This window comes from Saccharopolyspora hirsuta (genome assembly GCF_008630535.1).
Taxonomy (GTDB): domain Bacteria; phylum Actinomycetota; class Actinomycetes; order Mycobacteriales; family Pseudonocardiaceae; genus Saccharopolyspora; species Saccharopolyspora hirsuta.
In genome coordinates, this window is sequence record NZ_VWPH01000011.1 from 200,222 (window position 1) to 224,177 (window position 23,956).

Annotated in this window: 16 protein-coding genes and 1 tRNA gene (1 of these 17 only partly in view); 11 read left to right on the forward strand and 6 right to left on the reverse strand. The window is 71.1% G+C overall.

Features of this window, described 5'->3' with window-relative positions:
* The 4 genes from F1721_RS23790 to F1721_RS23805 form a co-directional block, all read left to right on the forward strand.
* Positions 1–4,098 carry the end of a DnaJ domain-containing protein gene (locus F1721_RS23790; protein ID WP_150068977.1) on the forward strand. 24,144 nt of this gene lie to the left of the window's left edge, so the window shows 4,098 of its 28,242 coding nt (coding positions 24,145–28,242); its start codon lies beyond the left edge, outside the window; the stop codon is at positions 4,096–4,098.
* A gap of 132 nt (positions 4,099–4,230) precedes the next feature.
* Complete coding sequence (locus F1721_RS23795) at positions 4,231–5,523, forward strand: YrhB domain-containing protein (protein WP_150068978.1); 1,293 nt, start codon at positions 4,231–4,233, stop codon at positions 5,521–5,523.
* Positions 5,524–5,896: 373 nt separating this feature from the next.
* Positions 5,897–7,024 (forward strand): sensor histidine kinase, encoded by a 1,128-nt coding sequence (locus F1721_RS23800; RefSeq protein ID WP_150068979.1) that lies wholly within the window; start codon positions 5,897–5,899, stop codon positions 7,022–7,024.
* 546 nt (positions 7,025–7,570) lie between these two features.
* Positions 7,571–8,908, forward strand: coding sequence for an amino acid permease (locus F1721_RS23805; RefSeq protein WP_150069092.1), 1,338 nt, complete (start codon positions 7,571–7,573; stop codon positions 8,906–8,908).
* A 302-nt stretch (positions 8,909–9,210) separates the two neighbouring features.
* Here the strand turns inward: F1721_RS23805 and F1721_RS23810 are convergent.
* Positions 9,211–9,283, reverse strand: a tRNA-Leu gene (locus F1721_RS23810).
* A 116-nt stretch (positions 9,284–9,399) separates the two neighbouring features.
* Positions 9,400–10,644 carry an MFS transporter gene (locus tag F1721_RS23815; protein WP_246155266.1) on the reverse strand — a complete coding sequence of 415 codons (1,245 nt, stop codon included), beginning with the start codon at positions 10,642–10,644 and terminating at the stop codon, positions 9,400–9,402.
* A 91-nt stretch (positions 10,645–10,735) separates the two neighbouring features.
* Between F1721_RS23815 and F1721_RS23820 the strand changes: the two genes are divergently transcribed.
* Complete coding sequence (locus F1721_RS23820) at positions 10,736–11,653, forward strand: LysR family transcriptional regulator (RefSeq protein WP_150068980.1); 918 nt, start codon at positions 10,736–10,738, stop codon at positions 11,651–11,653.
* 42 nt (positions 11,654–11,695) lie between these two features.
* On the opposite strand, the gene F1721_RS23825 is transcribed toward F1721_RS23820, so the two are convergent.
* Positions 11,696–12,154, reverse strand: a complete 459-nt coding sequence (locus F1721_RS23825; RefSeq protein WP_150068981.1) for a CAP domain-containing protein — start codon at positions 12,152–12,154, stop codon at positions 11,696–11,698.
* A gap of 213 nt (positions 12,155–12,367) precedes the next feature.
* On the opposite strand from F1721_RS23825, the gene F1721_RS23830 reads away from it, so the two are divergent.
* Positions 12,368–13,744 carry an amino acid permease gene (locus tag F1721_RS23830; RefSeq protein WP_150068982.1) on the forward strand — a complete coding sequence of 459 codons (1,377 nt, stop codon included), beginning with the start codon at positions 12,368–12,370 and terminating at the stop codon, positions 13,742–13,744.
* Between the two features lie 108 nt (positions 13,745–13,852).
* Positions 13,853–14,464 carry an ANTAR domain-containing response regulator gene (locus tag F1721_RS23835; protein WP_150068983.1) on the forward strand — a complete coding sequence of 204 codons (612 nt, stop codon included), beginning with the start codon at positions 13,853–13,855 and terminating at the stop codon, positions 14,462–14,464.
* A gap of 259 nt (positions 14,465–14,723) precedes the next feature.
* Here F1721_RS23835 and F1721_RS23840 read toward each other — a convergent pair whose 3' ends face one another.
* Positions 14,724–15,116 carry a hotdog fold thioesterase gene (locus tag F1721_RS23840; protein WP_150069094.1) on the reverse strand — a complete coding sequence of 131 codons (393 nt, stop codon included), beginning with the start codon at positions 15,114–15,116 and terminating at the stop codon, positions 14,724–14,726.
* Positions 15,117–15,235: 119 nt separating this feature from the next.
* On the opposite strand from F1721_RS23840, the gene polA reads away from it, so the two are divergent.
* The 4 genes from polA to F1721_RS23860 all read left to right on the forward strand — a co-directional run bounded on the left by polA (position 15,236) and on the right by F1721_RS23860 (position 21,235).
* A complete protein-coding gene (polA, locus tag F1721_RS23845; RefSeq protein WP_150068984.1) occupies positions 15,236–17,929 on the forward strand; it encodes a DNA polymerase I in 2,694 nt (897 codons plus the stop codon).
* A gap of 554 nt (positions 17,930–18,483) precedes the next feature.
* The gene (locus tag F1721_RS23850) at positions 18,484–18,879 is read left to right on the forward strand and encodes a VOC family protein (protein WP_150068985.1); all 396 of its coding nucleotides are present in this window, start codon (positions 18,484–18,486) and stop codon (positions 18,877–18,879) included.
* A gap of 42 nt (positions 18,880–18,921) precedes the next feature.
* A complete protein-coding gene (locus tag F1721_RS23855) occupies positions 18,922–19,731 on the forward strand; it encodes a MerR family transcriptional regulator (protein ID WP_150068986.1) in 810 nt (269 codons plus the stop codon).
* Between the two features lie 151 nt (positions 19,732–19,882).
* Positions 19,883–21,235: a hypothetical protein gene (locus tag F1721_RS23860; RefSeq protein ID WP_150068987.1), complete on the forward strand. Its 1,353-nt coding sequence runs from the start codon at positions 19,883–19,885 to the stop codon at positions 21,233–21,235.
* Between the two features lie 20 nt (positions 21,236–21,255).
* Here F1721_RS23860 and F1721_RS23865 read toward each other — a convergent pair whose 3' ends face one another.
* Both F1721_RS23865 and F1721_RS23870 read right to left on the reverse strand, forming a co-directional pair.
* Positions 21,256–23,277, reverse strand: coding sequence for a YhgE/Pip domain-containing protein (locus F1721_RS23865; RefSeq protein ID WP_150068988.1), 2,022 nt, complete (start codon positions 23,275–23,277; stop codon positions 21,256–21,258).
* Positions 23,270–23,923: a hypothetical protein gene (locus tag F1721_RS23870; protein ID WP_150068989.1), complete on the reverse strand. Its 654-nt coding sequence runs from the start codon at positions 23,921–23,923 to the stop codon at positions 23,270–23,272. Before F1721_RS23870 ends, F1721_RS23865 begins: the two co-directional genes overlap by 8 nt.
* Positions 23,924–23,956: the final 33 nt, after the last annotated feature.

A 23,956-nucleotide genomic window follows, 5' to 3' on the forward strand; every position in this document is an offset into this window, starting at 1 on the left:
CGCGGAACCCTCCCCGCTGTCGGACCGGAGGACGTGCTCGGGTACGTGCCCCTTCCGAGACTCGGTTCGACGCCGATGCGGGGAGAGCCCCTCGCCCGCGGCACCCGCGTCGGGGCACCGCTGCGGAGCGGGGCGACCAGCCTGGGGCGCTTGGTCGGCCGAACCAGCAGCGCCGAAGCCGCGTTCGTCACCAGGCTGCGCTCGTACGGCGTTGAGCCGCCCAGCGGACTGCGACGGTTCACGGCGGATCAGCTGGCGCTGGAGGCCGAGCAGTTCGGGGTGAACCGGGAGCGCGCTTTGGCGGCGGTCAACGTGGCGGCCCGCGCCGAAGTGCGCGCGGCGCTGGAACGCGGCCACGCGCTGGATGGGCAGTCGCTGGCGAAGACGTTCTTCCTGCCCGACCGCTGGGGCTTCGACAGGGTCGTCGATGTCGTGCGGGAAGACCTGCTCGACAGCGGTGGCACGATCCACGCCCTGGCCAGCAAGCACCACCTCGACCCTTCGCTGGTCGCTCGGGCGGTCGTGGCGGAGGAGAGCGCGAAGCTGCGGGCGAGGACCGGGCGGATCGTGCTGGCGGACCTGGTGAAGCGCACCGAGAAGCGCGGAGTGGGCGAGCACCTGTTGCGAGATCGGCTGCACGCCGTCGCCGTGGCCGATGTGCGCGAGGCCGCGGATCGGCTGGCGCCGCACAGCCCCGCTGTCCTGGAGGTGAAGTACGGACTTCCGCACCACGAGGCCCTGAACGTGATCCGCAGCGCGGCGGCCGACCACGTGGTGGAGGCCTCCGGGGCGGGAATTTCGGTGACGCGCCAGGACCTCCTGCGGAAGTTCGGGTCGCACCTCGGCATGTTCAGCGACGAGCGGCTCGGCTTGCACCGCCAGAACACCCCGGTGGCGGCGGAACCGGAGGACGAGGAGCCCCCGACGTACAACGCGCTGGTGGCACCCGGCCCCGAGTACAGCGAGAACGTCGCGGAGCCTGCCGACTTCTCGATCACCGCTGCGAGCTTCGGCGGCGACGAGGTCGTCTCCGCGGCGTACTTCCGCTCCCGCTTCCCGCAGTTGGCGGCGGTGAACGCGCACCGGTACGCGCATCGGGAGCCAGGGCACGTGGTGAACTGCGTGCCGTCGGTGATCGCGGCGGAGCGGGCCCTTGCGACGGGCAGGGCCGTGGCGGCGGGCGCGGGCGACCTGGCAGCGGTCCGGTCGATCACCGGTGGGCCCAAGGTGCGGGCGGGCTACGACCGGGTCGTCGCGCACATGGCGGGCCAGCGCCGGGGTGTTCTCGCCCGGGTGTTCCTGCGCCGCCCGGACGCGCCCCGGGTGTTGCACGCCGTGCTGGTCGAGAAGTCAGCGGACGGCAAGATCCGCTTCCTGGACCCGCAGCGGGGGACCATCCCCGAGGTGGGGCGGCACAACGTGGTCGGTTTCCAGCCGTCGCCGGTGCGCGGCGCGGAGCCGATGGAGGGTGTGGCGCTCGACCCCGACCTCCTGGTCGGAGCACCAGCGGAGACCGGGAGCGCCAACCCGGCCGGGTTCGCTGACGAGCTGCGCGCGGCCGTGCACGCGCGCCTGAGCCCGGACCACGTGCCAGGTGCCCAGGAGGATGCGGCGCGCTCAGCTGTGGAGGAGGACTTGGCCGCTGGCCGGGTGCCGGACATCGGCGACCTGGTGAGCCGGTTCGGGCAGCACGGGATCAGGGCGCTCAGCGACGTCGCGGTCCGCGACGTGCAGGAGATGGCGGAGAACGAGACGCCCTACAGCTTCGAGGCATTGGGCGGCAAGTACGGCATCAGCCCGGAGCAGGCCGAAGCGCTGATCGATGCTGTTGCGGTGCACGAAGCGCGGAAGCGTGGGGAGCGGCGTGCAGGAGTCGCCGCGAACGCGCTCATCACGCGGTACTTCGGCGCTGAGCGATCGACGCCCGAGCAGGTCGACGCCGCTGCGCGGTGGGCGGACGAACGGATCGACGAGGCCGTCGTCCAGTACACCCGGCTCCGCGGTGCGAGGACGTCCACGGCCAACCGCCTGCACCGGGACGTCGCGAGGCGGTTCGCCCTGGACCGGGCCCGGGTGCGGGAGGTGATCAACTCCGCGGGCCGCGCCGAGGTGCGCGAGGCCGCGCGACGAGGTGAACCGCTCACCGACGTGGCGCTGGCGGAGCGGTTCTCCCTGGTCACCCGGTGGGGGACCGATGTGGTCCTCGACGCCGCGCGCGAGGAGGCGAGCGCGGCTGCGGCCCACGGCGAACCCCACCCCGCCGAGGAGCTGGCCGAGATGTTCGGGATCAGCCCGGAGCAGGCCGCTCAGGCGATCGTGGCGGCTGTGTACGCCGATGTGCACGGGGCGCGCGGGCACTCGTTGGACCTGGCGGCGGCGAAGCACGGCATCGACCTCGAAGTGGTGCGGGCGCACGCCGCCGACGTCGCCCGCACTGCGGTGCGCGCGGCAGCGGACCGCAGCGATCCCGCCGATGCCGAGACGTGGGCGGAGCGGTACGACCTGGACCTGGCCGGAGCCGTGAACCAGATCCAGGCCGCGGCGCTCGAGTACTGGTCTGATCAGGCAGCGACATCGTCCCCTCTGACGTGGGACCAGATGGTCGAGCGGTTCGGGCAGGACCGCTCGTGGGCCTTGGGATTGCGCGGTCGGGCCGCCGTGGCCGGGTTCCGGCTCGCCGCGGCCCGCGGGGAGGCGTACGGGGTCGAGGACGCCATGAACCGGTACAACCTCGGCGAAGCGGAGTTCACGCGTTTCGTCACCGAGGCGGCGAAAGCAGAAGCGCGCGATGCGGCGGCCCTCGGTGATCCGTACACAGTGGATGGTTTGGCGAGTCGGTTCCAGATCTCGCCAGATCTCGCTGCAAGAGCGCTCGAGGGGGCCGTCATCGAGGATGCGTACGCGGCTCTGGGTGGCAGCGAGACCGACATCGTCGAGATGCTGAGCCGCAAGTACGGAATGGGTGATGACGAGGAGTACGCCGAGACCTTGGTCGATGCCGCCCGCCGAGGCCGCTCGCGGGCTGAGTCGGTCGCGGAAGTGGCTCTCGCCCGTGCGCACGGCCTCAGCGGGGAGGAGGCGCGCGAGCGCGTCGACCCCGCAGTCCGCGCCGATGTCCGCGCGGCAGCGGACCGCAGGAAGCCCCACCGCATCGAGGAATTGGCCGCCGAGCACGGGCTGACCCGTGCGGAGGCTTCGAAGCAGATCGATGCCGCCGCGCTCGAACACCTGGCTCATGCGATGGAGCTGGGGATTCCCACCACGCCGCAGGAACTGGTTGCCCGGTTCGGCAAGAGCTTCGGGTGGGCCGCGGACATGCGCGGGATCGCGCTGCGCGCTGCGATCCAGGTGACCGCGGAAGCCGGTGAGCCGTACTCGCGGGAGGAGGTCGAAGCCATGCACCAAGCACCTCCGGAGGAGTGGCAGGACCACGTCAGCGCGGTCGCGCAGCAGGACGTGCTCGACGCGGCGGCTCGCGGTGAGCGGATCGCCCCGAAGGCACTGGTCGAGAAGTACGGGATGGCGAGGTGGCTGCAAAGGGACCGGAACCGCATGCTGATGCGCGCCGAAGCTGAGTTCTCCGTCGAGTTGCAGGACGTCCTGGACGGGTTGGACGTCCAGCAGCTGTTGACCGACGAAGCCGCCGCGCAGGTCGCGTCGACCGTCGCGGGGCCTGAGACGTTCGCGGACGCCGTGCGCACCGCGATCGCTGGCGCGGTGGGTTCCGGACCGCCCGTGACGCGGGCGGCCCGGTTCGCCGACTGGTGGGTGGCCACCGAGGCCGAGGTGTGGGCGGACGGGGTGGTCTCCGCCGCAGTGCGGGCACACGTCCGCGAAGCGGTCCAGAGCGGCCACCGGTGCACCGCCGCTGACCTCGTCAACCGGTTCGGCATCACGCCGCAGGCAGCCACCACCGTGATCCACGACGCGGTTCGCGCCCACGCGCGGGCGGCCGAGGACGACGGTGATCCGTGCACCGCCGCGGACCTCGTCGAGTGGTACGGCATCAGCCGCGCGGAAGCCGAGCACCACCTCGAGGACGTCGACAACCTGCTGGCGGACTCCGACCTGGACCCGGAGGAGCACGAGCTGCCGTAGCGGGTGGTGGGGGTTTCCCCGCGAGGCGGGCCGCGCGGGTACCGGCCTGCCGGTGGTGGGCCAACGATGGACGTGCCGACCGCGGTGCGCGGAGGCCAGCGAGCCACATGGACGAGAGTGACCGAGGTGACGATGAGCAACGACCTCGCCCGCCGGGGCGCGGAGTGGCTGGACCGCACGTACGGGGGTCTGGTCACCCTCACCGACGACCAGCCGCTGGTCGACGGTGCGTTGACCCAGTTGTTCGGGTGCGAGTACGCGGACGGGTCCGCCGGGCCGCTGCTGGCGGCCACCATCGCGGTGCCCAAGCACGGCGGGGAGCCGTTCCCGGTCGCCAACGCCGATCCGCTGGACGAGGAGCTCAACGCGGCGCGAACCCCCGGCGCGGACGACGTCCAGCCCTGGCGCTGGCGCGTCAACGCGCGTGGGTGCCTGATAGCGACGGACGCCGCAGTGGATCACCAGGCGGCCACAGCTCTGCCGTGGGCGCCGGTGGACGAGGCGCCGGGCTGGTGGGACCGGATGGTCGCCGCGCACTTCCCGGGTGCCGACGTCTACACCTGCTCGACGTGGGACGACGTGGCGTCGACGCTGGTGGAGGGCGGGCCGGGCACGCGCACCGCGGTGTGGCTGCGGCGGCAGATCGGCGGGGCCGAGCTCACCGGCCACCTGCTGTACGGGTTCCACGACGAGGGGCGCGCGGTCTTCCTCGACGGGCAGCGGGGAGCGCTGGCCCGGCTGGACGACGACGAGATCGACCAGCTCGTGGTCGCCCGGTTCCACCGCCCGATCGTCGCCGAGCCGTCGAACCTCCTGCTGCCCTGGGAACTGGCGGCCCCGGACCTGCCAGCAGCGCTGGAGAAGGCGAACAGCTGGTTGGCGCACACCTACCGGGAACCGGTCGTGGTGGTGGACCCCGGCGAGGCGGACGAGACCGAGCGCGGCTGGCTGTTCGCCTGCACCACCCAGCGCTTCCAGGAGACCGGCGACTGGCACGACCAGATGCTCGACGCGGCGCTGGTGGTGCCCAAGGACGAGGGCGAGGCGCCGTTCGGATTGCCGAACAACGACCCGTGGTCCTACCTGGCCGACTGGAACGCGCGCCGCGACGGGTTGGCCGCGCCGCCGTCACCCGCGGCTGCCGCGTGGTACGAACCGACGTTGCGGGAGCTGGGCGAGCCGCTGAGCTCGACCGAGCACCGCAACTGGGGCGAGGTCTTCACGGAGATCTCCGACGGGCCGTCGGACTCCCGGGCCCTGGTGTGGGTGCGCCGCCGTGACTCCCGCGACCGGGAAACGGTGGGCAACCTGCTGGTCGCGGTCAACGAGGACGGCGGGGTGCGGCTCATCGACTCGCTCGCCGAGGACGGCTACCCCACCTTCGACCAGGACCCGATGGCGCTGCACGTGATCCGCTACCGGTGAGGACCGTCCTGGGCGGGGTTCTCCGCCGCGTCACCGCCGGTGACCCGATGTGAATCGCCGCCAGCGCGGAAGTCCGCACGAGGGCGGAGTTCCACGCACTGGGACGCGGTACTCGTCCGGACCTGTTCCGAGCCACCGGACGTCGTGCGAGGTCAGGGCCGATCTCGCCGGTGCGGGGCGGGATAGTTGCGCGCAGCCGCCCGCACCCAGCTCGATGATTCCCACTAATGTACGGGCAGATCATCGGCGAGGAGCGGGTTCGAAGCATGGCACAGGCTGATCGGGGTACGGATCGCCACGCGTGCGTGACCGGGCCGCGGCCCCCGGTCGTCGCGGACGGCCACCGGTCCACCGGGGCGGGTGGTGAGGGCTGATGAGTCCGCTGCTGGTGGTGCTGATCGCGGTGTGCGAATCGGTCGGCGTGGGCCTCATCGGCCTCGTGGTGCTGCGGTTGCTCCGCCACTACCCGGTGGGGTACTCGCTGGTGGCGGTGATCGTGATCACCGTGTGCGCGATCAACACCAGCACGGTCACCGTGATGCTGGTGGCGCGGTCGGCGCAACTGCCTGCCGGGGTGGACCTCGTGGTCAACCTCGTCGCCGGGGCGGTGGCCATCGTGGTCGGTCTGCTGCTCGGGCGCGCGGTGATGCGCGGTAGTCGGCAGCTGGCCGAGGCGACCCGGTCGTTCGGGCTGCAGCGGCGCTTCCAGCAGCCGGAGGACCTGCCGAGCGCCGAGTTCGCCGACCTCGCCTGGGAGCTGCAGCGCACCAGCGACAAGCTGGCCGAGTCGCGGCGGCGGGAGCAGGCCCTCGACGCGTCCCGGCGTCGGCTCGTCGCGTGGATCTCGCACGACCTGCGCAGCCCGTTGGCCCGGCTGCGCGCCGTGGTGGAGTCCATCGAGGACGGCGTGGTGGACGACCTGGCCGACTACTGCCGGAAGATCCGCTCCGACACCCAGGTCCTCTCGGAGATGGTGGACGACCTGTTCGAGCTGTCCCGGATCCAGTCCGGAACACTGCACTTGTCCCCGCGCGAGGTGGTCCTGGACGACCTGGTGAGCGACGAGGTCGCCGCGCTCGACGTGCTGGCGGCCAGCCGCGGCATCGAGTTGCGGGCCCGCACCATCCAACCGGTCGTGGCCGCAGTGGACGACCGGGCTGCCACCCGGGTGTTCAACAACCTGCTTGCCAACGCGATCCGCTACGCCCCGGAGAACTCGACGGTGACGGTCGACGTCCGCGCCACCGGGGGTTGGGCCGTCGTGTCGGTCAGCGACGAGTGCGGCGGCATCCCGGTCGCCGACCTCGGCTCGGTGTTCGACTTGGGCTGGCGCGGCGACCAGCCGAGCACCAGGTCAACGCGCGGCGGCGGTCTCGGCCTGTCCATCGTGCAGGGGCTCGTGCAGGCCCACGGAGGACAGGTGTCGGTGCGCAACATCCCGGGAGGGTGCTGCTTCGAGGCCCGCTTCCCGCTCCGCGCGGCAGGAGCTGCTGGACGGTGAGACGAGCGGTGGACGTTCTTCGGCAGCTGGCGCAATGAAAGGCACGGGGGTGCGCATGACAAGCGGGTCTCCACCGGCAACCCCATTGCCACGACGTCGCTTTCCGCGCTGGACGGCGCGCCCGGCCGGGCAGTAGCACGGGTTCACGCCGTCGCCGTCCTACCTCGCCAGCGCGCTCATCAGTGCGCCGTTGTCCTGTCGTGCCGACACGTTCTGCGGTTCTTCGCGGGGAGAAGCGCTCATTCGAGCGGTGGCGTGGTTCTTGGTGCCTCACCGCGCTGCGGGAACTGCCCGTAGATCCCAACATCGTTCGCGATGCCTTGACCGGTGCGCGGCCGGGTCGAAGCATGACTCGTCGTCCGCCGTCGGGCGGAAACCCCCCGGGGGAAGTCCCGCGCGCGATCTCGCGCGAAATTGGCACGGGAACGAGAGAAGATACTTGTGACTGACGGAACCATCCAGGGTGAGCGTGCAGCGGCACCGCCGCAGCACGTCGACGCCGGCGACGCCGGGTACAGCAAGGCCCTGAAGGCACGGCACATCAACATGATCGCGATCGGCGGCGCGATCGGCACCGGCTTGTTCCTGGGCGCCGGTGGGCGGTTGGCGCAGGCTGGCCCGGCGTTGGCGATCGCCTACGGTGTCTGCGGCGTGTTCGCGTTCTTCGTGGTGCGGGCCTTGGGCGAACTCATCCTGCACCGGCCCTCTTCCGGCGCGTTCGTGTCCTACGCCCGCGAATTCCTGGGCGAGAAGGGCGCTTTCGTCGCCGGGTGGATGTACTTCTTGAACTGGGCGACCACGGGAATCGCCGACATCACCGCCATCGCGCTGTACGCGCACTACTGGAGCCTGTTCACCCACGTCCCGCAATGGGTGCTGGCCCTGGTGGCGCTGCTGGTGGTGCTGGTGCTGAACCTGGTGTCGGTGAAGCTGTTCGGCGAGATGGAGTTCTGGTTCGCCATCATCAAGGTCGGTGCGCTGGTCGCCTTCATGTTCGTGGGCATCGGGTTGCTGGTCATGGGGACACCGATCGGGGGGACGACGCCCGGTCCGTCGCTGCTGCTGGACCACGGCGGCGTGCTCCCCAACGGACTGGTACCGCTGGTGCTGGTGATCCAGGGCGTCGTCTTCGCCTACGCCGCGGTCGAACTCGTCGGCGTCGCGGCGGGCGAGACGGAGGATCCCGCGAAGGTGATGCCGAAGGCGATCAACTCGATCATGTGGCGGATCGGCATCTTCTACGTCGGTTCGGTGGTCCTGCTGTCGATGCTGCTGCCGTGGAACCAGTACCAGGAGGGGCAGAGCCCGTTCGTCACGGTCCTGTCCCAGCTGGGCGTTCCGGCGGCGGGTGACGTGATGAACCTGGTGGTGCTCACCGCCGCGATGTCCAGCCTCAACTCGGGGCTGTACTCCACCGGTCGCATCCTGCGGTCGATGGCGGCGGCCGGTTCGGCCCCGAAGTTCACCGGCCTGATGAACCGGAACCAGGTGCCCTATGGCGGGATCCTGCTCACCGCGGCGGTCTGCGTTCTCGGTGTGGGGCTGAACTACGTGGTGCCCGCCGCCGCGTTCGAGATCGTGCTGAACTTCGCGGCGGTGGCGATCATCACCACCTGGAGCATGATCATGCTCAGCCACCTGGTGTTCGTGCGCAAGGCGAAGGCCGGTGAGGTCGCGCGGCCGCTCTACCGCCTGCCCGGCTCGCCGGTGACCCAGCTCGTCACCATCGCGTTCCTGCTGGCGGTGGTGGTCTTGATGTGGTTCGACGTCCCGGCGGGTCGGGTGACGCTGCTGTGCGTCCCGCTGCTGGCCGCGGCCCTGGTGGTCGGCTGGTTCTGCGTCCGCAAGCGGGTGGACACCGTCCGGGCCTTCGGAGACAGGTGAGGAGTACCGGCTTCGGGCAGCCACGGCGACCGACGTGGCTGCCCGCCTCCCCGAAGCCCAGGGCGGTGCGGGCACCGCGTTGCCGCAGCGCCCCTGCCACGCCGTCGGTGAGCACTGCGTGCTTGGCCGACCGGGTGCCGATGAAGTTCCGCCCCACCAGATCCAGCGGTCCCCACGGGCACCCGCCGAAGCCGCGTACGTGGTCCCGATCAACGGCTTGAGCTGCTCGTCCCACGACCGGCAAGCAGAGGCCGACCCCTTAGCGCGCGTAGCAGGCGGATCCTCCTACGTGCATCCTGCGGTGCCCCCGGTGCGATTCGAACGCACACTGGACGGATTTTGAGTCCGCTGCCTCTGCCGTTGGGCTACGGGGGCCTGTTGAGGTCATGGTACGCGACCTGTGATCAACCTTGTTCGGTAGGGGTGGCGGGGTGGGCTTCTTCCGGGGCCTCCGCGACGGCCCCGGGAGAAGCCTGGTCACCGCTGGTTCGTCAGGGGCTCGGGCAGGGGATCTTCTCCGGGGCCTCCTCGCGGGTGGAGGTTGACGGGCCCGGTCCGAGCAGGCCCGTCGTGAGGGCGATGAAGGCCAGGGCTGCGGCCGTCCACAGCAGCGGGGTCATGCCTGCGAGCTCGAAGACCGTGCCGCCGAGGAAGGCTCCGAGGGCGATGGACGCGTTGAAGACCCCGACGTAGAGGCCGGTGGCGTTCTCCTCGTTGCCCGTTGCCGAGCGGGTCATCCAGATCTGTCCGGCCACCGAGACCCCGCCGTAGGCGAGGCCCCAGACGACGATCGCCGCGATGGCGACGGCGGCCAGCGCGCTGAACAGTGCGAGGACTGCGACGGCGACGAGGATGCCGAGCGCGAGCAGCAGGACCGTTGCGCGGGAGCGTTTGGCGGCGAGGGCTCCGGAAGTGAAGTTGCCGATTAGGCCGAACACGCCGTAGGTGAGCAGGACCGCCGCGATCGCCGCCGCGCTGATCCCGGTGCTGGTCTCCAGCACCGGGCGGATGAAGGTGTAGGCCGCGAAGTGCGCGGTGACCAGGAAGACGACGACGGTCAGGCCGACGACGACAGCCGGGGTGCGCAGCAGCGGTCGGCCGCCGGTCCGTGCGGCGTCCGGGGTGGGGGCGGGCTTCGGGAGCTTCGGCAGGGCGATCAGGAGAGCTGCCGCGAGCAGCAGCGCGCTGGCGGTCAGCGTGCCGAAGGCGCTGCGCCACCCGAACGCCTCGCCGATGAGCGTCCCGAGCGGGACACCGATGACCGAAGCTGCGGCCACGCCGCTCACCGCGAGCGACACCGCGAGTGCCGCGTGGCGCGGGGTGACCAGGCGGGGCGCGATCACCGCTGCCAGCGACCAGACCACGCCCATGCCGATGCCGAGCACCGTTCGGGACACCACGAGCAGCGTGAAGTCCTGCGCGAGCGCGGTGAGCGCGTTGCCCGCGGCGAGCAGCACCATCGCCACCGCCACGACCGCGCGGCGGTCGAAGTCGCCGAGCAGGCGGGGGACGACCGGGGCGGTGATCGCGGCCACCAGGCCGGTGATCGTGAGGCTGTAGCCCGCCGTGCCCGGGGTGGTGCCGAGGCCCTCGGCCATCGGGGTCAGCACCCCGACCGGCAGCATCTCCGAGGTGACCACGATGAACGTGCACAGCGACAGGACCGCGACGGCCAGCCACTGCCGGGCGGGCGGCACGGCGCGGTCGGATTCCAGTTGAGCGGGGAAGGCGTTCACAGCCCGATTCGAACAACGCCCGGAGGGCGGAACAACAGCGATCAGCTGCACGATCGATGAGCTAGGCTCATCGATGAACCGTGGGGGTGCGATGGATCAGCTTCCGGTGCGGGAGATCGAATGCCTGCTCGTGCTGGCCGAGGAGCTGCACTTCGGGCGGACCGCCGGTCGGCTCGGGTACTCGCAGAGCCGCGTCAGCCAGCTCGTCGCCGCCCTGGAGCGGCGCATCGGCGCCAAGCTCGTGGAGCGGACCAGCCGACGGGTGGAGCTGACCCGGTTCGGGGCGGAGTTCGTCGGCGAGGTCGGGCCCGCGTACCAGCAGCTGGTCGGGGTCGTCGCGCAGGCGCGCGACCGGGCCAAGCGCGGCGGGCTGTCCGAGCTGCGCATCGGGTTCCAGGGCACCGCGTACGAGGAGGTCACCGAGGCGCTGCGCCGGTTCAAGCAGCACTGCCGGACCTCCGTCGTGGTCACCGAGATCCCGTTCGGCTCGCCGTTCTCCGCGGTCCTGGACGGCGTCGTCGACTGCGCCGTGGTGCAGCTGCCGGTCCGGGACGAGCGGCTGACCGTCGGGTTCAGCTTCCCGCCGCAGGACCGGCTCTTGGCGGTGGGTGCGGGGCACCCGTTCGCGCGGCGGGAGCACGTCGACGTCGAGGAGCTGGCCGCGGTCGACCTCATCTCGTCCACCGGTGACGCGCCCGGTTACTGGTCGGACGCCCAGGTGCCGCCCGCGACCCCGTCCGGGGTGGAGATCCGTTCCACCACAAGCGTTTCCACGCTGCAGGAGGGTTTGACGCTCGTCGCCGGGAGCGAGCACGCGATGTTGCTGTGCCGCCCGTTCGTCGAGCGCAGCCGCCGCGGCGACGTGCGCTACGTCCCGGTGTCCGGTTTGGACGCGTCCTCGCAGCTCGGGTTGATCTGGCGCACCGACCGCACCACCGCGCAGCTGGAGTACCTGGCGCGACTGCTGGCCGAGGAGTCCGCGCGAGCGCTGGTGAGCGCCACCGCTTGAGCGGCGGTGCTCACCACGGGCTCGGGGGAGCGCTCCCGGTGGTCAGCGGCCGAAGTCCTGGGTCCAGTAGTCGCCGCTGACCGCCACGCCGATGGTCTTCATGGAGCAGTTCACGATGTTGGCCTTGTGGCCCTCGGACTTCAGCCAGCCGTCCATCACCTCGGCGGCGGTCCGGTAGCCCTGCGCGATGTTCTCCGCGCCGGGGGAGGGGTGCCCGGCCTGCTTGATGCGCTGGCTGAAGGTCGTGCCGTCGGGGCTGGTGTGGTCGAGGTAGGAGCGGGCGGCCATGTCCGCGCTGTGGCCGCTGGCCGCCTTGGTGAGCCGGGCGTCCACCTTGACGGCGCTGCAACCCGCGTCGGCCCGCGCCTTGTTCACCAGGGCCACGACCTCGTCCTCGACCGAGGAGGACGCCATCGCCGCGGGGGCCCAGGCGGCGGAGCCGATGCCGATCAGCAGAGCAGTTGCAGTGATTACGGAGCGTCGAAGAGTCGGGGTCTTCATGCTCGTTCAAGCTACCCATACGGGTGAGATCGAACTGTTATATATGGAATAGGTCACGCAGAGTAATGCGCTGCGTGATGGTCCGACCACGCTCCGGTCCGCCCGTTGCGCCCGACCGGTCCGCTTCCTCCGGGTTCGGGACCCTGGTGGCGGTGATCATCGCGGGTTAGGTTCACAGCTCAACCGAGGGTCGCCGGTCGGACGGGGGCTGTGATGGTCGAAGAAGTCGGGATCGAGCGCGACGACGCCGGGCTGCGGCGGAGCTTGAAGAACCGGCACCTGCAGATGATCGCGCTCGGCGGCATCATCGGCGCCAGCCTGTTCATCGGCAGCGGCGCGGTGATCTCCACCGTCGGACCCGCGGCCGTGCTGTCCTACGCGCTCGGCGGGCTGATCGTCGTCCTGGTGATGCGGATGCTCGGCGAGATGGCCACCGCCGCGCCGACGCTCGGGTCCTTCATGGAGTACGCCCGGACCTCGCTCGGCGACTGGGCGGGATTCACCATCGGCTGGCTGTACTGGTACTACTGGGTCGGCGTGGTGGCCTTCGAGGCCGTCGTCGGCGCCGAGCTGCTCAACCCGCTGGTGCCGGTGCTGCCGCAGTGGGTCCTGTCGCTGGTGCTGATGCTGGCGCTGACCGCGACGAACCTGGTGTCCGTCCGCTCCTTCGGCGAGACCGAGTTCTGGCTGGCCTCCATCAAGGTCATCACCATCGTGATCTTCCTGCTGTGCGGCACGATCTTCGTGCTCGGGCTGTGGCCGGGCGCGGAGTTCTCGGTGGGCAACATCGCGCGCGACGGGTTCGTCGCCAACGGCTGGTTCGCGGTGCTGCACGGCGTGGTGATCGTGATCTTCTCCTACTTCGGCACCGAGATCGTCACCATCGTCTCCGCCGAGTCCGACGAACCGGAGCGCTCGGTGGCCAAGGCGACCAAGGCTGTGGTGTGGCGGGTGCTGCTGTTCTACGTGGGGTCGGTGGCGCTGCTGGTGATGATCACCCCGTGGCAGGACATCCCGACCGAGGGCAGCCCCTACGCCGCGGCATTCGCCCGCTTCGGCCTGCCCGGCGCGGAGGTCGTGGTGAACGTGGTGGTGTTCACCGCGGTGATCTCGGTGCTCAACTCCGGGCTCTACACCGCCTCCCGGATGCTCTTCGCCCTGCAGCGCCGGGGATTCGCGCCGGGCTGGGTGCGCGACGTCAACCGGCGCGGGGTGCCGTGGAAGGCGATCCTGCTGTCCACCCTGGTCGGTTACGTCGCGGTTGCCGCCAGTTACGTCTCGCCGGACACGATCTTCTACTTCATCATCAACTCCGCCGGCGCGGTCGCGCTGTTCATCTACGCGATCATCGCCGCCTCGCAGCTGCGGATGCGGCGGCGGTTGGAGCAGGAGGCGCCGGAGCGGCTGAAGCTGAAGATGTGGTTCTTCCCCTACTTGACGTGGGCCACCCTGGTGGTGATCGCGGCTGTGATCGTCACCATGGGGGCCATCGGGGAGGTCCGCTCGCAGCTCACCTTGAGCCTGGTCAGCCTGGCCGCCATCCTGCTGGTCTACCTGCTGTTCGTGCGCCAGCGGCGGCGGTCGGCCTGATGTCGCAATGGTCACGTCGCGTGTTTACCTCGGCGTGAAGTCGCGACCGGTATTCTGCGGTTTCCGGTGCAGATCGCAGCGGAAACCCGAGCTCTATGGAGGACCCCGGTGACGACGCCGGCTACCGAGGACACACGCGAGGCCAAGCCCGTCGAACGTCGCGTACTCGTGGCCGAGGACGAGGCGTTGATCAGGCTCGACCTGGTGGAGATGCTCCGGGAGGAGGGCTACCAGGTCGTCGGTGAGGCCGGGGACGGGCAGGAAGCCGTTCGCCTCGCCGAGGAGCTGCGCCCCGATCTGGTGATCCTGGACGTGAAGATGCCGAAGATGGACGGCATCGAGGCCGCCTCGAACATCGCCGGTGAGCGGATCGCGCCGGTGGTCATCCTGACCGCCTTCAGCCAGCGCGACCTGGTGGAGCGGGCGCGCGACGCGGGGGCGATGGCCTACCTGGTCAAGCCGTTCGCCAAGCGCGACCTGGTGCCTGCCATCGAGCTGGCGGTGTCCCGGTTCACCGAGGTGCAGGCGCTGGAGGCGGAGGTCGCCGACCTCAACGAGCGCCTCGAGGCGCGCAAGACCATCGAGCGGGCCAAGGGCCTGCTGATGAGCAAGCACAACCTCTCCGAGCCGGAGTCCTTCCGCTGGCTGCAGCGCACCGCGATGGACCGCCGCACCACGATGAAGGCGGTCGCCGAGGCCGTGCTGGAGAACCTCTCTTAGGAGAGTCCCGGCCTCCTTTTGCGGGGCGGTGCGGGTAGCGGAACCTCAGCGCCCGCCTGGACTGCGGGTGCCCGGCTTTATGTATGCCAATACACGGCAGCCGGGCCGTCCTCGCCAGGCGAACGCTGAGAACCCGCGGCGGTGCGAGCTGCGAGGGTGGGCTAAGCGGCTTCGCCGCTTCAAAGACAGCGACTGCGCCGGGCTCACGCTGTGTCCCCCGCGAGCACTTCGGACGGCTGAAGTGCTCGCGGTCGCCCGGTCACCGGCCCGGGGGCTGGTCGCGCAGCACGCAGGTCAGGCGCGCGGTGCAGGTCCGGCGGTCCTTCTCATCGGTGACGACGATCTCGTAGGTCGAGGTGGAGCGGCCCCGGTGCACCGGCGTCGCGACCCCGGTGACCTTGCCCTCGGTGGCGGCGCGGTGGTGGGTGCAGGCCAGCTCCAGGCCGACCGCGATGCGCCCCTCCCCGGCGTTGAGCGCGGCGGCGATGGACCCCAGCGTCTCGGCCAGCGCCGCGTTCGCCCCGCCGTGCAGCAGCCCGTAGGGCTGCCGGTTGCCCGCGACCGGCATGGTCGCCACCACCCGATCGGGTTGCAACGTCACGTACTCGATCCCGAGCTTGTCGGCCAGCTGCTCCTCGGCGGCCGACAGCATCTCGATCGACAGGCCGTTCTCGCTGGTCAGCGGCTCACCGCTGGTCACCTCTGCCACCCCTGTTTCCTCCCGTCGCCTCCGGTCACGAGCTGTCGGGGCCTCAGCCTAGACTCGCCGCCGTGACGCATTCCGAGGACCGACGCCTGCTGCTCATCGACGGCCACTCGATGGCCTACCGCGCCTTCTACGCCCTGCCGAAGGAGAACTTCCAGACCGGCACCGGCCAGCACACCAACGCGGTCTACGGCTTCACCTCGATGCTGATCAACCTGCTCCGCGACGAGCAGCCCACCCACCTGGCGGTGGCCTTCGACGTCTCGCGCAAGACCTTCCGCAGCGAGGCGTTCACCGAGTACAAGGCCAACCGAAGCAGCACGCCCGACGAGTTCCGCGGCCAGGTCAGCCTGATCCAGGACGTGCTCGGCGCGCTGAACATCCCGGTGCTGAGCAAGGAGAACTACGAGGCCGACGACGTCATCGCGACGCTGACCACCCAGGCCACCGGCGCGGGCTTCAAGGTCTCCATCTGCACCGGCGACCGCGACGCGCTGCAGCTGGTCACCGACGACGTCACCGTGCTGTACCCGACGAAGGGCGTCTCCGAGCTGACCCGCTTCACCCCGCAGGCGGTGGAGGACAAGTACGGCCTGACCCCGCAGCAGTACCCGGACTTCGCCGCGCTGCGCGGCGACCCGTCGGACAACCTGCCGAAGATCCCCGGCGTGGGGGAGAAGACGGTCACCAAGTGGATCCAGCAGTACGGCTCGCTGGCCGAGCTGGTGGACCGCGCGGACGAGGTCAAGGGCAAGGCCGGTCAGGCGCTGCGCGACCACCTGTCCTCGGTGCTGCTCAACCGGCAGCTGACCGAGCTGGTGCGCGACGTGGAGCTGGAGGCCGGGCCGGACGAGCTCGCGGTGCGCGCCTGGGACCGCGACGCCGTGCACCGACTGTTCGACGACCTGGAGTTCCGCGTGCTGCGGGACCGGCTGTTCGCGACGCTGTCCAGCGCCGAACCGGAGGTCGAGGAGGGCTTCGAGATCTCCGGCGGCGTGGTGCAGCCCGGGCAGCTGCCCGCCTGGCTGGACAAGCACGCCCGCAACGGCAACCGCGTCGGCTTGGCGTTCACCGGGCAGTGGGCGCGCGGCCGCGGTGACCTGACCGGCCTGGCGCTGGCCACCGCCGACGGCTCCGCCGCGTTCGTCGACGTCAGCGCGCTGACCGCCGAGGACGAGCAGGCGCTGGCGGGCTGGCTGGCCGACCCGGCGACCACCAAGGCGGCGCACGACGTCAAGGGCCCGCTGCACGCCATCCGCGACCGCGGCTGGACCCTGGCCGGGCTGACCAGCGACACCGCGCTGGCCGCCTACCTGGTGCGCCCGGGCCAGCGCTCCTTCGAGCTGCCCGACCTGGTGGTCCGCTACCTGCAGCGCGAGCTGCGCGCCGAGACCGGCGAGGAGGACGGCCAGCTGTCGCTGCTGGAGGACGAGTCGGGGGCCCGGGAGAAGGCCGCCGCGGCGGAGCTGGTCAAGGCGCGGGCGGTGGCCGAGCTGGCCGACGCGCTGGACACCGAGCTGGACCGCATCGACAGCCGCGGCCTGCTCACCGACCTGGAGCTGCCGCTGCTGGTGGTGCTCAGCGAGCTGGAGGGCGCGGGCATCGCGGTCGACGCCGACCAGCTCGCCGAGCTCGGGGCGCACTTCGCCGCGCGCGTCAAGCAGGCCGCGCAGGAGGCCTACGGGGTGATCGGCAAGGAGATCAACCTCGGTTCGCCGAAGCAGCTGCAGGTGGTGCTGTTCGACGAGCTGAACATGCCGAAGACCAAGCGCACCAAGACCGGCTACACCACCGACGCCGAGGCGCTGCAGACGCTGTTCGAGAAGACCGAGCACCCGTTCCTGCAGCACCTGCTGGAGCACCGCGACGCCACCCGGCTGAAGACCACTGTGGACGGTCTGGTGAAGTCCATCTCGGACGACGGCCGGATCCACACCACGCTGAACCAGACCATCGCGGCCACCGGTCGGCTGTCCTCCACCGAGCCGAACCTGCAGAACATCCCGATCCGCACCGAGGAGGGGCGGCGGATCCGCGAGGTGTTCGTGGTCGGCGGCGGCTACGCGGAGCTGATGACCGCCGACTACAGCCAGATCGAGATGCGCATCATGGCGCACCTGTCCGGCGACGAGGGGCTCATCGAGGCGTTCCGCAGCGGCGAGGACCTGCACAACTACGTGGCCTCGCGGGCCTTCGGGGTGCCGATCGAGGAGGTCGACCAGGAGCTGCGCCGCCGGGTCAAGGCGATGTCCTACGGCCTGGCCTACGGGCTGTCGGCCTACGGGCTGGCGCAGCAGCTGCGCATCTCGGCCGAGGAGGCGAAGGCGCAGATGGACGCCTACTTCGCCCGCTTCGGCCGGGTGCGCGACTACCTGCGGGAGGTCGTCGACCAGGCCCGCAAGGACGGCTACACCTCGACGATCCTCGGCCGCCGCCGCTACCTGCCGGACCTGACCAGCGACAACCGGCAGCGCCGGGAGATGGCCGAGCGGATGGCGCTGAACGCGCCGATCCAGGGCAGCGCGGCGGACATCATCAAGGTCGCGATGCTGGGCGTGCACCGAGCGTTGCGGGACAACGACCTGCGGTCGCGGATGCTGCTGCAGGTGCACGACGAGCTCATCGTCGAGGTCGCCGAGGGCGAGCACGACGAGGTGGAGAAGCTGCTGCGCGAGCAGATGGGTTCGGCCTACGAGCTGTCGGTGCCGCTGGAGGTCTCGGTCGGCTCGGGTCGCTCCTGGGACGCCGCCGCCCACTGAGGACCGGTTTCCCCGGGGGAGCCCGACTTGCGCGATTTCAATGGAAATCGGAGGTCTGATTTCCATTGAAATTGTTCATCCCTGTCTGTGGACCGCAGCTGCGAAGGGCGTCCGGCACCGGTCGGCAGGTGTCGCATGCGCCGCAGGCGCATAGCCCACCCTCGCAGCTTGCACCGCCGCGGGTTCACGGTGCCCACCCCTCTGGGGTTCCTTCCGGCGAGGACGGCCCTGACGCCGTGTATCGGGTCATACATCAGTCAGGGCACCCGGAGTCCAGGCGGGCGCTGAGGTTCCGCTACCGGCACCGCCACGCAGAACGAGGCTGGAAAAACCTCAGTGAAATCGCGGACCACACGGGGCGAGCAGGTTGCGGGTCAGTCACGAAGTCGGTGTTGTGCCGGTGCCGGGGCGGCCGGACCCCCTTGAATGGCGGACATCACCGTCGGTGCCCCCGCCCTCCCCCGCGGTCGATCGGTGCGGATAGCCTGCCGTACGCGTGACCGGGCGCGGCGGGGGCATCTCGAGCCGCCACCACGCCGACCTCGAGGAGGAGCATGATCAACATCGACAGAGTGGACCACCTGGTCCTCACCGTCGCCGATGTCGATCGGGCAGTGCAGTTCTACGAGCAGATCCTCGGCATGACGCCGGTGACGTTTCCCGGCGAGCGCCGGGCGGTGAGCTTCGGCGGTCAGACCCTCAAGCTGCACGCGGCCAGCGAGCTGGTGGAGCCGACCGCGACGCACCCGGTGCCCGGCTCGGCGAACCTGTGCTTCGTGACCACCAACGCGCTCAGCGAGGTGCAGGAGCACCTGCGCGCCAACGAGGTGTGGATCGAGGAGGGCCCGGTCAGCCGCATCGGCTCGCAGGGCCCGATCACGTCGCTGTACCTGCGCGACCCGGACGGCAACCTGATCGAGATCGCCCGCTACGACGAGCCCGAGGAGTAGCGGAGTGGACCTTGTCCCCGGGGCAAGGTCCAGACTGGCCCCATGCTCAGCATCGGGGAATTCGCCCAGTTGACCGGTTTGAGCGCGAAGGCGCTCCGGATCTACGACAAGCAGGGGCTGCTGGAACCGGCCGATGTGGACCCGTGGTCGAACTACCGCCGCTACTCGGCGGGCCAGCTGGAAACCGCGATCCGGTTGAAGGCGCTGCGCGCCGCCGACGTCGGTCTGGCCGAAGCGCAGCGCGCTCTGCGCGGCAGCGAGGAAGCGACGGCGGTGCTCGCGGAGCACCGCGAGCGGGTGGCCGCGGAGCGCGCTCGGCAGGACGAGGCGCTGGCAGCCGCGACGGCGCTCCTGGAGCGCCCCATCTGCTGGGACGTCCGGGAGCGGCAGGTCGAGGCGCAGCACTGGGTCGGCGCGGCGCTCCCGGTGGACGACGACCTCGCCGACGAGCAGGCCGATCTGGCCTTCGGCGCCTTGTTCCGAGCGCTGGCGGCGGAGGACAACCCGCCGACCGGGCCGTTCTGGTCGTCGATGCGGGCCGGGTCCGGCGAGGACGAGGTCGAGCTGCTGTGCTGCTGGCCCGTCGCGCGGGCGGTGGCGCCGGACTGGTCCGTCCCGGGCGTCTCGGTGGTGCGCGGTGAGGTCCGCGCCGGGCGGGAGCTCGTGGTGGGGTGGCGCTACGACCAGGACGTCCCGGTGGTGGACTCGGCGGTGCACCCGGCGGTCGTGGCGCTGCTGGCCGAGGCGGAGCGGCGCGGGGCGGAGGTCGACCTGGCGGCGGTGCGCCAGATCGGGCAGCTGGACGAGACCGGGGACGCGGTCGGCATGGAGGTCGCCCTCCCGCTGGTCTGACCGGTCGACGCAGGATTCGGCATATACCACGGAGGTTGTGACCTCGCTCGCCGGAATGCGGCCGATCGGGTGCTGATCGCCTGATCGTGTCCTGGGGCGCACCGATAGCGTTCGGCAGGTCGGAGCACGTGCATCCAGCTTGTCGGGGGCAATGAACGTGGGTTTCGCCGCCTCGGAGTTCACCCGTGACACGGCAGGCTTCCTCTTCCTGGAAGGGCAGCTCGTCGAGGCCTTCGACGGGCCGGTGGACGTGGGGGACGAACGGCAGTGGCTGGCGTGGCTGGCCGCGGAGTCGGCCAGGAGCGGGTGCGGCCGGGAGCAGCTCGCCACCGCGCTGGTCGCGCACTGCCACGACGAGGGCATCCAGGTCCCCGGGCCAGACCAGGCCCGCTGCGTGGCGGCGAACGCGCTGCAGGACTTCGAAGTGCTGCTCTGCCACCGCGTCGCGGACCGGCTCGGCGACGCGGCCGAGCAGCTGGAGGAGCTGCTGGCGGAGGCCGCGGCCGGTCGCGGCTGGCTGCTGGCCGAGCTGCGGTCCGAGGTCGGCCCGATCGATCTGCGCTCGTTGGTCCGCGAGCTGGACGACATCATGTCGTTGCAGGCGCTGGGGCTGCCGACCGATCTCGCGGCCGGTTCGGATCACTGCTGGCTGCGGGCCCTGCTGACGGAGGCGGAGAAGCTGACCGCCGTGCGCCGGTTGCGCCTGCCCGCCGACGTCTTCGCGGATTTCCCGGCGGAGCTGGTGGCCGCGTGGGGCGCGCGGGCGGCCGGTGCGCAGACCGGCGAGCTGCAGGCCCTGCCGCGCGCAGTGCGGGTCACGCTGCTGAGCGCGCTGTGCGAGGTGCGCCGGGCGGAGATCACCGACCTGCTCGGGCACGCGCTGGTCGGCCTGCTGCACCAGATCCGGGCCCGCGCGGAGCTCCGGCTCGGCGCTGCGGCCGACGACGTGTCGCTGCCCAGCCCGATGCGCGACGTGCTGCTGCTCAAGCTCGTCGAAGCCGCCGTCGAGCATCCCGACGACACCGTGCGCGCGGCGCTGTTCCCGGTCGCCGGGGAGCAGCTGCTGAGGCAGCTGATGCTGGACAGCGCCGCCCGCGTCGCCGAGCGCACCCGGCGCAAGCGGACGGCTCTGCGGGGTGCCTATTCGGCCTGCCACCAGCAGTTGTTCCGGTTGGTGCTGGCGAGCCTGGAGTTCCGCAGCCGGGACGTCGACTGCTGGCCGCTCCTGGCCGCGCTGGGGGAGCTGATCGGCGACTACACCGCCTGCTGGGGGACGGGGCGGTTCTACGAACCCGGCCACGGTGCCCCGCTGGAGGACGTCGTGCCGCCCGAGTGGCGGGCCGCCGTGGTGGACCGGGAGGGGCGCGTCGAGCGCATCGCCTACGAGTTCTGCGTGCTGGTGTCGCTGCGGGACCGGCTCTGCTCCCGCCAGGTCTACCTCGCGGACGCCCGGCGCTGGGGCGAACCTCCGGCAGCGCCCTCTGCGGGGGGACGGACCGGCTGACCGGTCCGTCCCCTCCGGGATCAGAGCGAGAGCTCGGGCTTCAGGCGGGCCGGGGTCCAGACCCGCTGGCGCCAGGCGGCGATCGTGCTCAGCAGGAGCGCCGCGACGAGGTAGCTCGCCAGCACCGCCACCGAGGTGCCCACCGCGCCCATGTCACCGCCGTAGAGCAGGTGGCGCAGGCCGCTGACCACGTAGCCCAGCGGCAGCACCTGGTGCAGCGGGTGCAGCGGTTCCGGGATGGTCTGCCACGGGAACGTGCCACCCGCGGTGACCAGCTGCAGCACCAGCACGACCAGGGCGATGAACTTGCCCTTCGGGCCGAACGCGGCGTTGAGCGAGTGCACGACCGCGGTGAACGCGAACGAGGTCAGCACCAGGAAGCCCAGCGTCCGCCAGGTGTGCGCCGGGTGCACGCCCACTGCGTACACCACGACCAGGTACAGCAGCACCGCCTGCACCAGGCCGACGAGCGCGGCGGGCAGCCAGCCGCCGAGCGCGACGCGCCACGGCGCGACCCCGGCCGCCAGCGCGCGGCTGGACAGCGGCCGCATCAGCAGGAACAGCACGAACCCGCCGACCCACAGCGCCAGGCCCATGAAGTACGGGGCCAGCCCGGCGCCGTAGGTGTCGGCCTTGACCTGGGCCAGGGTGTCGACGGCCACCGGGTCGCCGATGGTGTCCGCGGTGGCGTCGCGGGTCGGCTCGTCGGGGTTGGGGATGTCGTTGACGCCCCGGCCCAGCTCGGTGGCCAGGGTGCTGGAGCCGTCCTTGAGCTGCCCGGACCCGTCGCGCAGCTGGTGGGCGCCACCGGCCAGCTGGTCGGCGCCCTCGGTGAGCTTCTTGGTGCCGGTGACCGCCTGCTGCTCGCCGTCGCGCACCTGCTTGGCGCCGTCGTCGACCTTGACCGAGCCGGTGGTGAGCTGGTCGATGGCCCCGGCCAGGGTGGGCATCCCGTTGGCCAGCTGGCGGGCGCCGCTGGCGACGTCGCGGGAACCGTTGGCCAGCTGGCGCAGCTGCCCGACCTGGCTCTGCACCTTGTCGTTGGCCTCGGTGATGGGGCTGTGCAGGTCGTCGAGACCGGCGGTGACCTTCTCGATGGTCGACTCGTCCACCCCGGCCTTGCGGAGCTGGTCGGCGATGCGGGTCTTGTGGCCGTCGAGGTGGTCCACGACCTCCTGGGCGGCGCTGCTCAGCGTCTCCGCCTTGGTGGCGAGCTGCTCGTTGCCGGCGGCGACCTTCTCGGCGCCGTCGGCCAGCTGCGCGCTCTTCTCCGGCAGCTGCGCGGTCTTCGGCTGGATCTGCGACAGCCCGTTGCGCAGCTGCCCGGTTCCGTCGGCGACCTGGCTCGCGCCGTCGGCGAGCTTGCGCTGGCCGTCGAGCAGCTGGTGGGCACCGGTGGCCAGCTGCGCCGAGCCCTGCTCGGCCTGGCCGAGGCCGTCGTAGAGCTGTCCGGCGCCGTCGGCGAGCTGCCCGGCTCCGTCGGCCGCTTCCTGCGTCTTGTCGTGCACCGTGGCGAACCCGAGCAGGAACTGCTTGGCCGCTTCGGTGCCCGCGCTGGCGGCGACGCCCTTGCGCACCTCGGAGGCCACCTTGTCGGCGATGGTGCCGACCAGGTAGTTGTTCGCGTCGTTGGTGATCAGCTGCAGCTTCGCCTGGCGCGGCTCGAAGTCGCCGGGGGAGAGCAGCGCCGCGGAGAAGTCCCGCGGCACCACCAGCGCGAAGGTGTACTCGCCGCTGGCCACGCCCTGCTGGGCGGTGCGCTCGTCGGTGCGCGACCAGTTGAACGAGCCGGAGTCGAGGAGCTCCTGGTAGACGTCCTGCCCGGCGTCCAGCCGGGTGCCGTCCTCGCGGTCCGCGCCGGTGTCGTCGATCACCACGGCGGCGGGCACCGAGTCGAGCTTCCCGTAGGGGTCCCAGTTCGCGTAGATGTACATGGCGCCGTACAGCAGCGGCACCAGGGTGACCGCGAGCAGCGCCAGCTTGGGCAGCTTGCCGGAGGTGAGCCGGCGCAGCTCGGTGGCGGCGAGCCGGAGACTAGTCATCGCAGGCCTTCGTGAAATCCGATGTGGACAGTTCGGGGTTGTCGGCGCCGATCCGGGCGGGCGTGACGCCCAGCTGGTCGGCCGAGTGCGGGGAGCAGAGGGCGATCACCGCCAGGCCGCGCTCGGCCTGTTGCACGGCCAGCGAGTACCAGCCGGTCGGGTCGCCGCTGTGGCGGTCCGGGCGGTCCAGGACCAGTGCTTTCGTGGTGCTGGACTCGCGGGCGAGCTCGATCAGCAGCTTGGTGCGCTCGAACGCGGCGAGGTTCTCGAAGCGCTCGTCGGCGTTGTACTCGCGCGTCGACAGCCAGGCCCGGACCTTGCGCCGGGTGGACCAGCGACCGGCCAGGGTGAGGCCCTCGGCGACGACGTCGCGCACCGAGATCGACCCGTCGGGTTCGGTTATCTCCGGCGCGTCGACCACCGAGACCTGCTGCCGCAGGGCTCCGGCGTCGAGCGCGCCGTCCAGGCGGACGGTGCCCTTGCCGGGGCGCAGCCGACCGGACAGCACCAGCGCGAGCGCGGTGTGCCCGGAGTTCGGGTCGCCGGTCACCAGCAGCGCCTGCCCGCTGCGCACGCGCAGCGAGGTGGGTGCCAGCAGGGGGCCGTGCGCTCCGTTCACCTCGACGCCGGTGGCGACGATTTCCAAGCCGACTCCTCGACTCTCACGGTCCGGTGCACC

Bases quoted from the DNA above. Each gene is read 5' to 3' on its own strand.
- F1721_RS23795 (WP_150068978.1), top strand. From the start codon at position 4,231: ATGAGCAACGACCTCGCCCGCCGGGGCGCGGAGTGGCTGGACCGCACG.
- F1721_RS23800 (WP_150068979.1), top strand. From the start codon at position 5,897: ATGAGTCCGCTGCTGGTGGTGCTGATCGCGGTGTGCGAATCGGTCGGC.
- F1721_RS23805 (WP_150069092.1), top strand. From the start codon at position 7,571: ATGATCGCGATCGGCGGCGCGATCGGCACCGGCTTGTTCCTGGGCGCC.
- F1721_RS23820 (WP_150068980.1), top strand. From the start codon at position 10,736: ATGGATCAGCTTCCGGTGCGGGAGATCGAATGCCTGCTCGTGCTGGCC.
- F1721_RS23825 (WP_150068981.1), bottom strand. From the start codon at position 12,154: ATGAAGACCCCGACTCTTCGACGCTCCGTAATCACTGCAACTGCTCTG.
- F1721_RS23830 (WP_150068982.1), top strand. From the start codon at position 12,368: ATGGTCGAAGAAGTCGGGATCGAGCGCGACGACGCCGGGCTGCGGCGG.
- F1721_RS23840 (WP_150069094.1), bottom strand. From the start codon at position 15,116: ATGCTGTCGGCCGCCGAGGAGCAGCTGGCCGACAAGCTCGGGATCGAG.
- F1721_RS23850 (WP_150068985.1), top strand. From the start codon at position 18,484: ATGATCAACATCGACAGAGTGGACCACCTGGTCCTCACCGTCGCCGAT.
- F1721_RS23855 (WP_150068986.1), top strand. From the start codon at position 18,922: ATGCTCAGCATCGGGGAATTCGCCCAGTTGACCGGTTTGAGCGCGAAG.
- F1721_RS23860 (WP_150068987.1), top strand. From the start codon at position 19,883: ATGAACGTGGGTTTCGCCGCCTCGGAGTTCACCCGTGACACGGCAGGC.
- F1721_RS23865 (WP_150068988.1), bottom strand. From the start codon at position 23,277: ATGACTAGTCTCCGGCTCGCCGCCACCGAGCTGCGCCGGCTCACCTCC.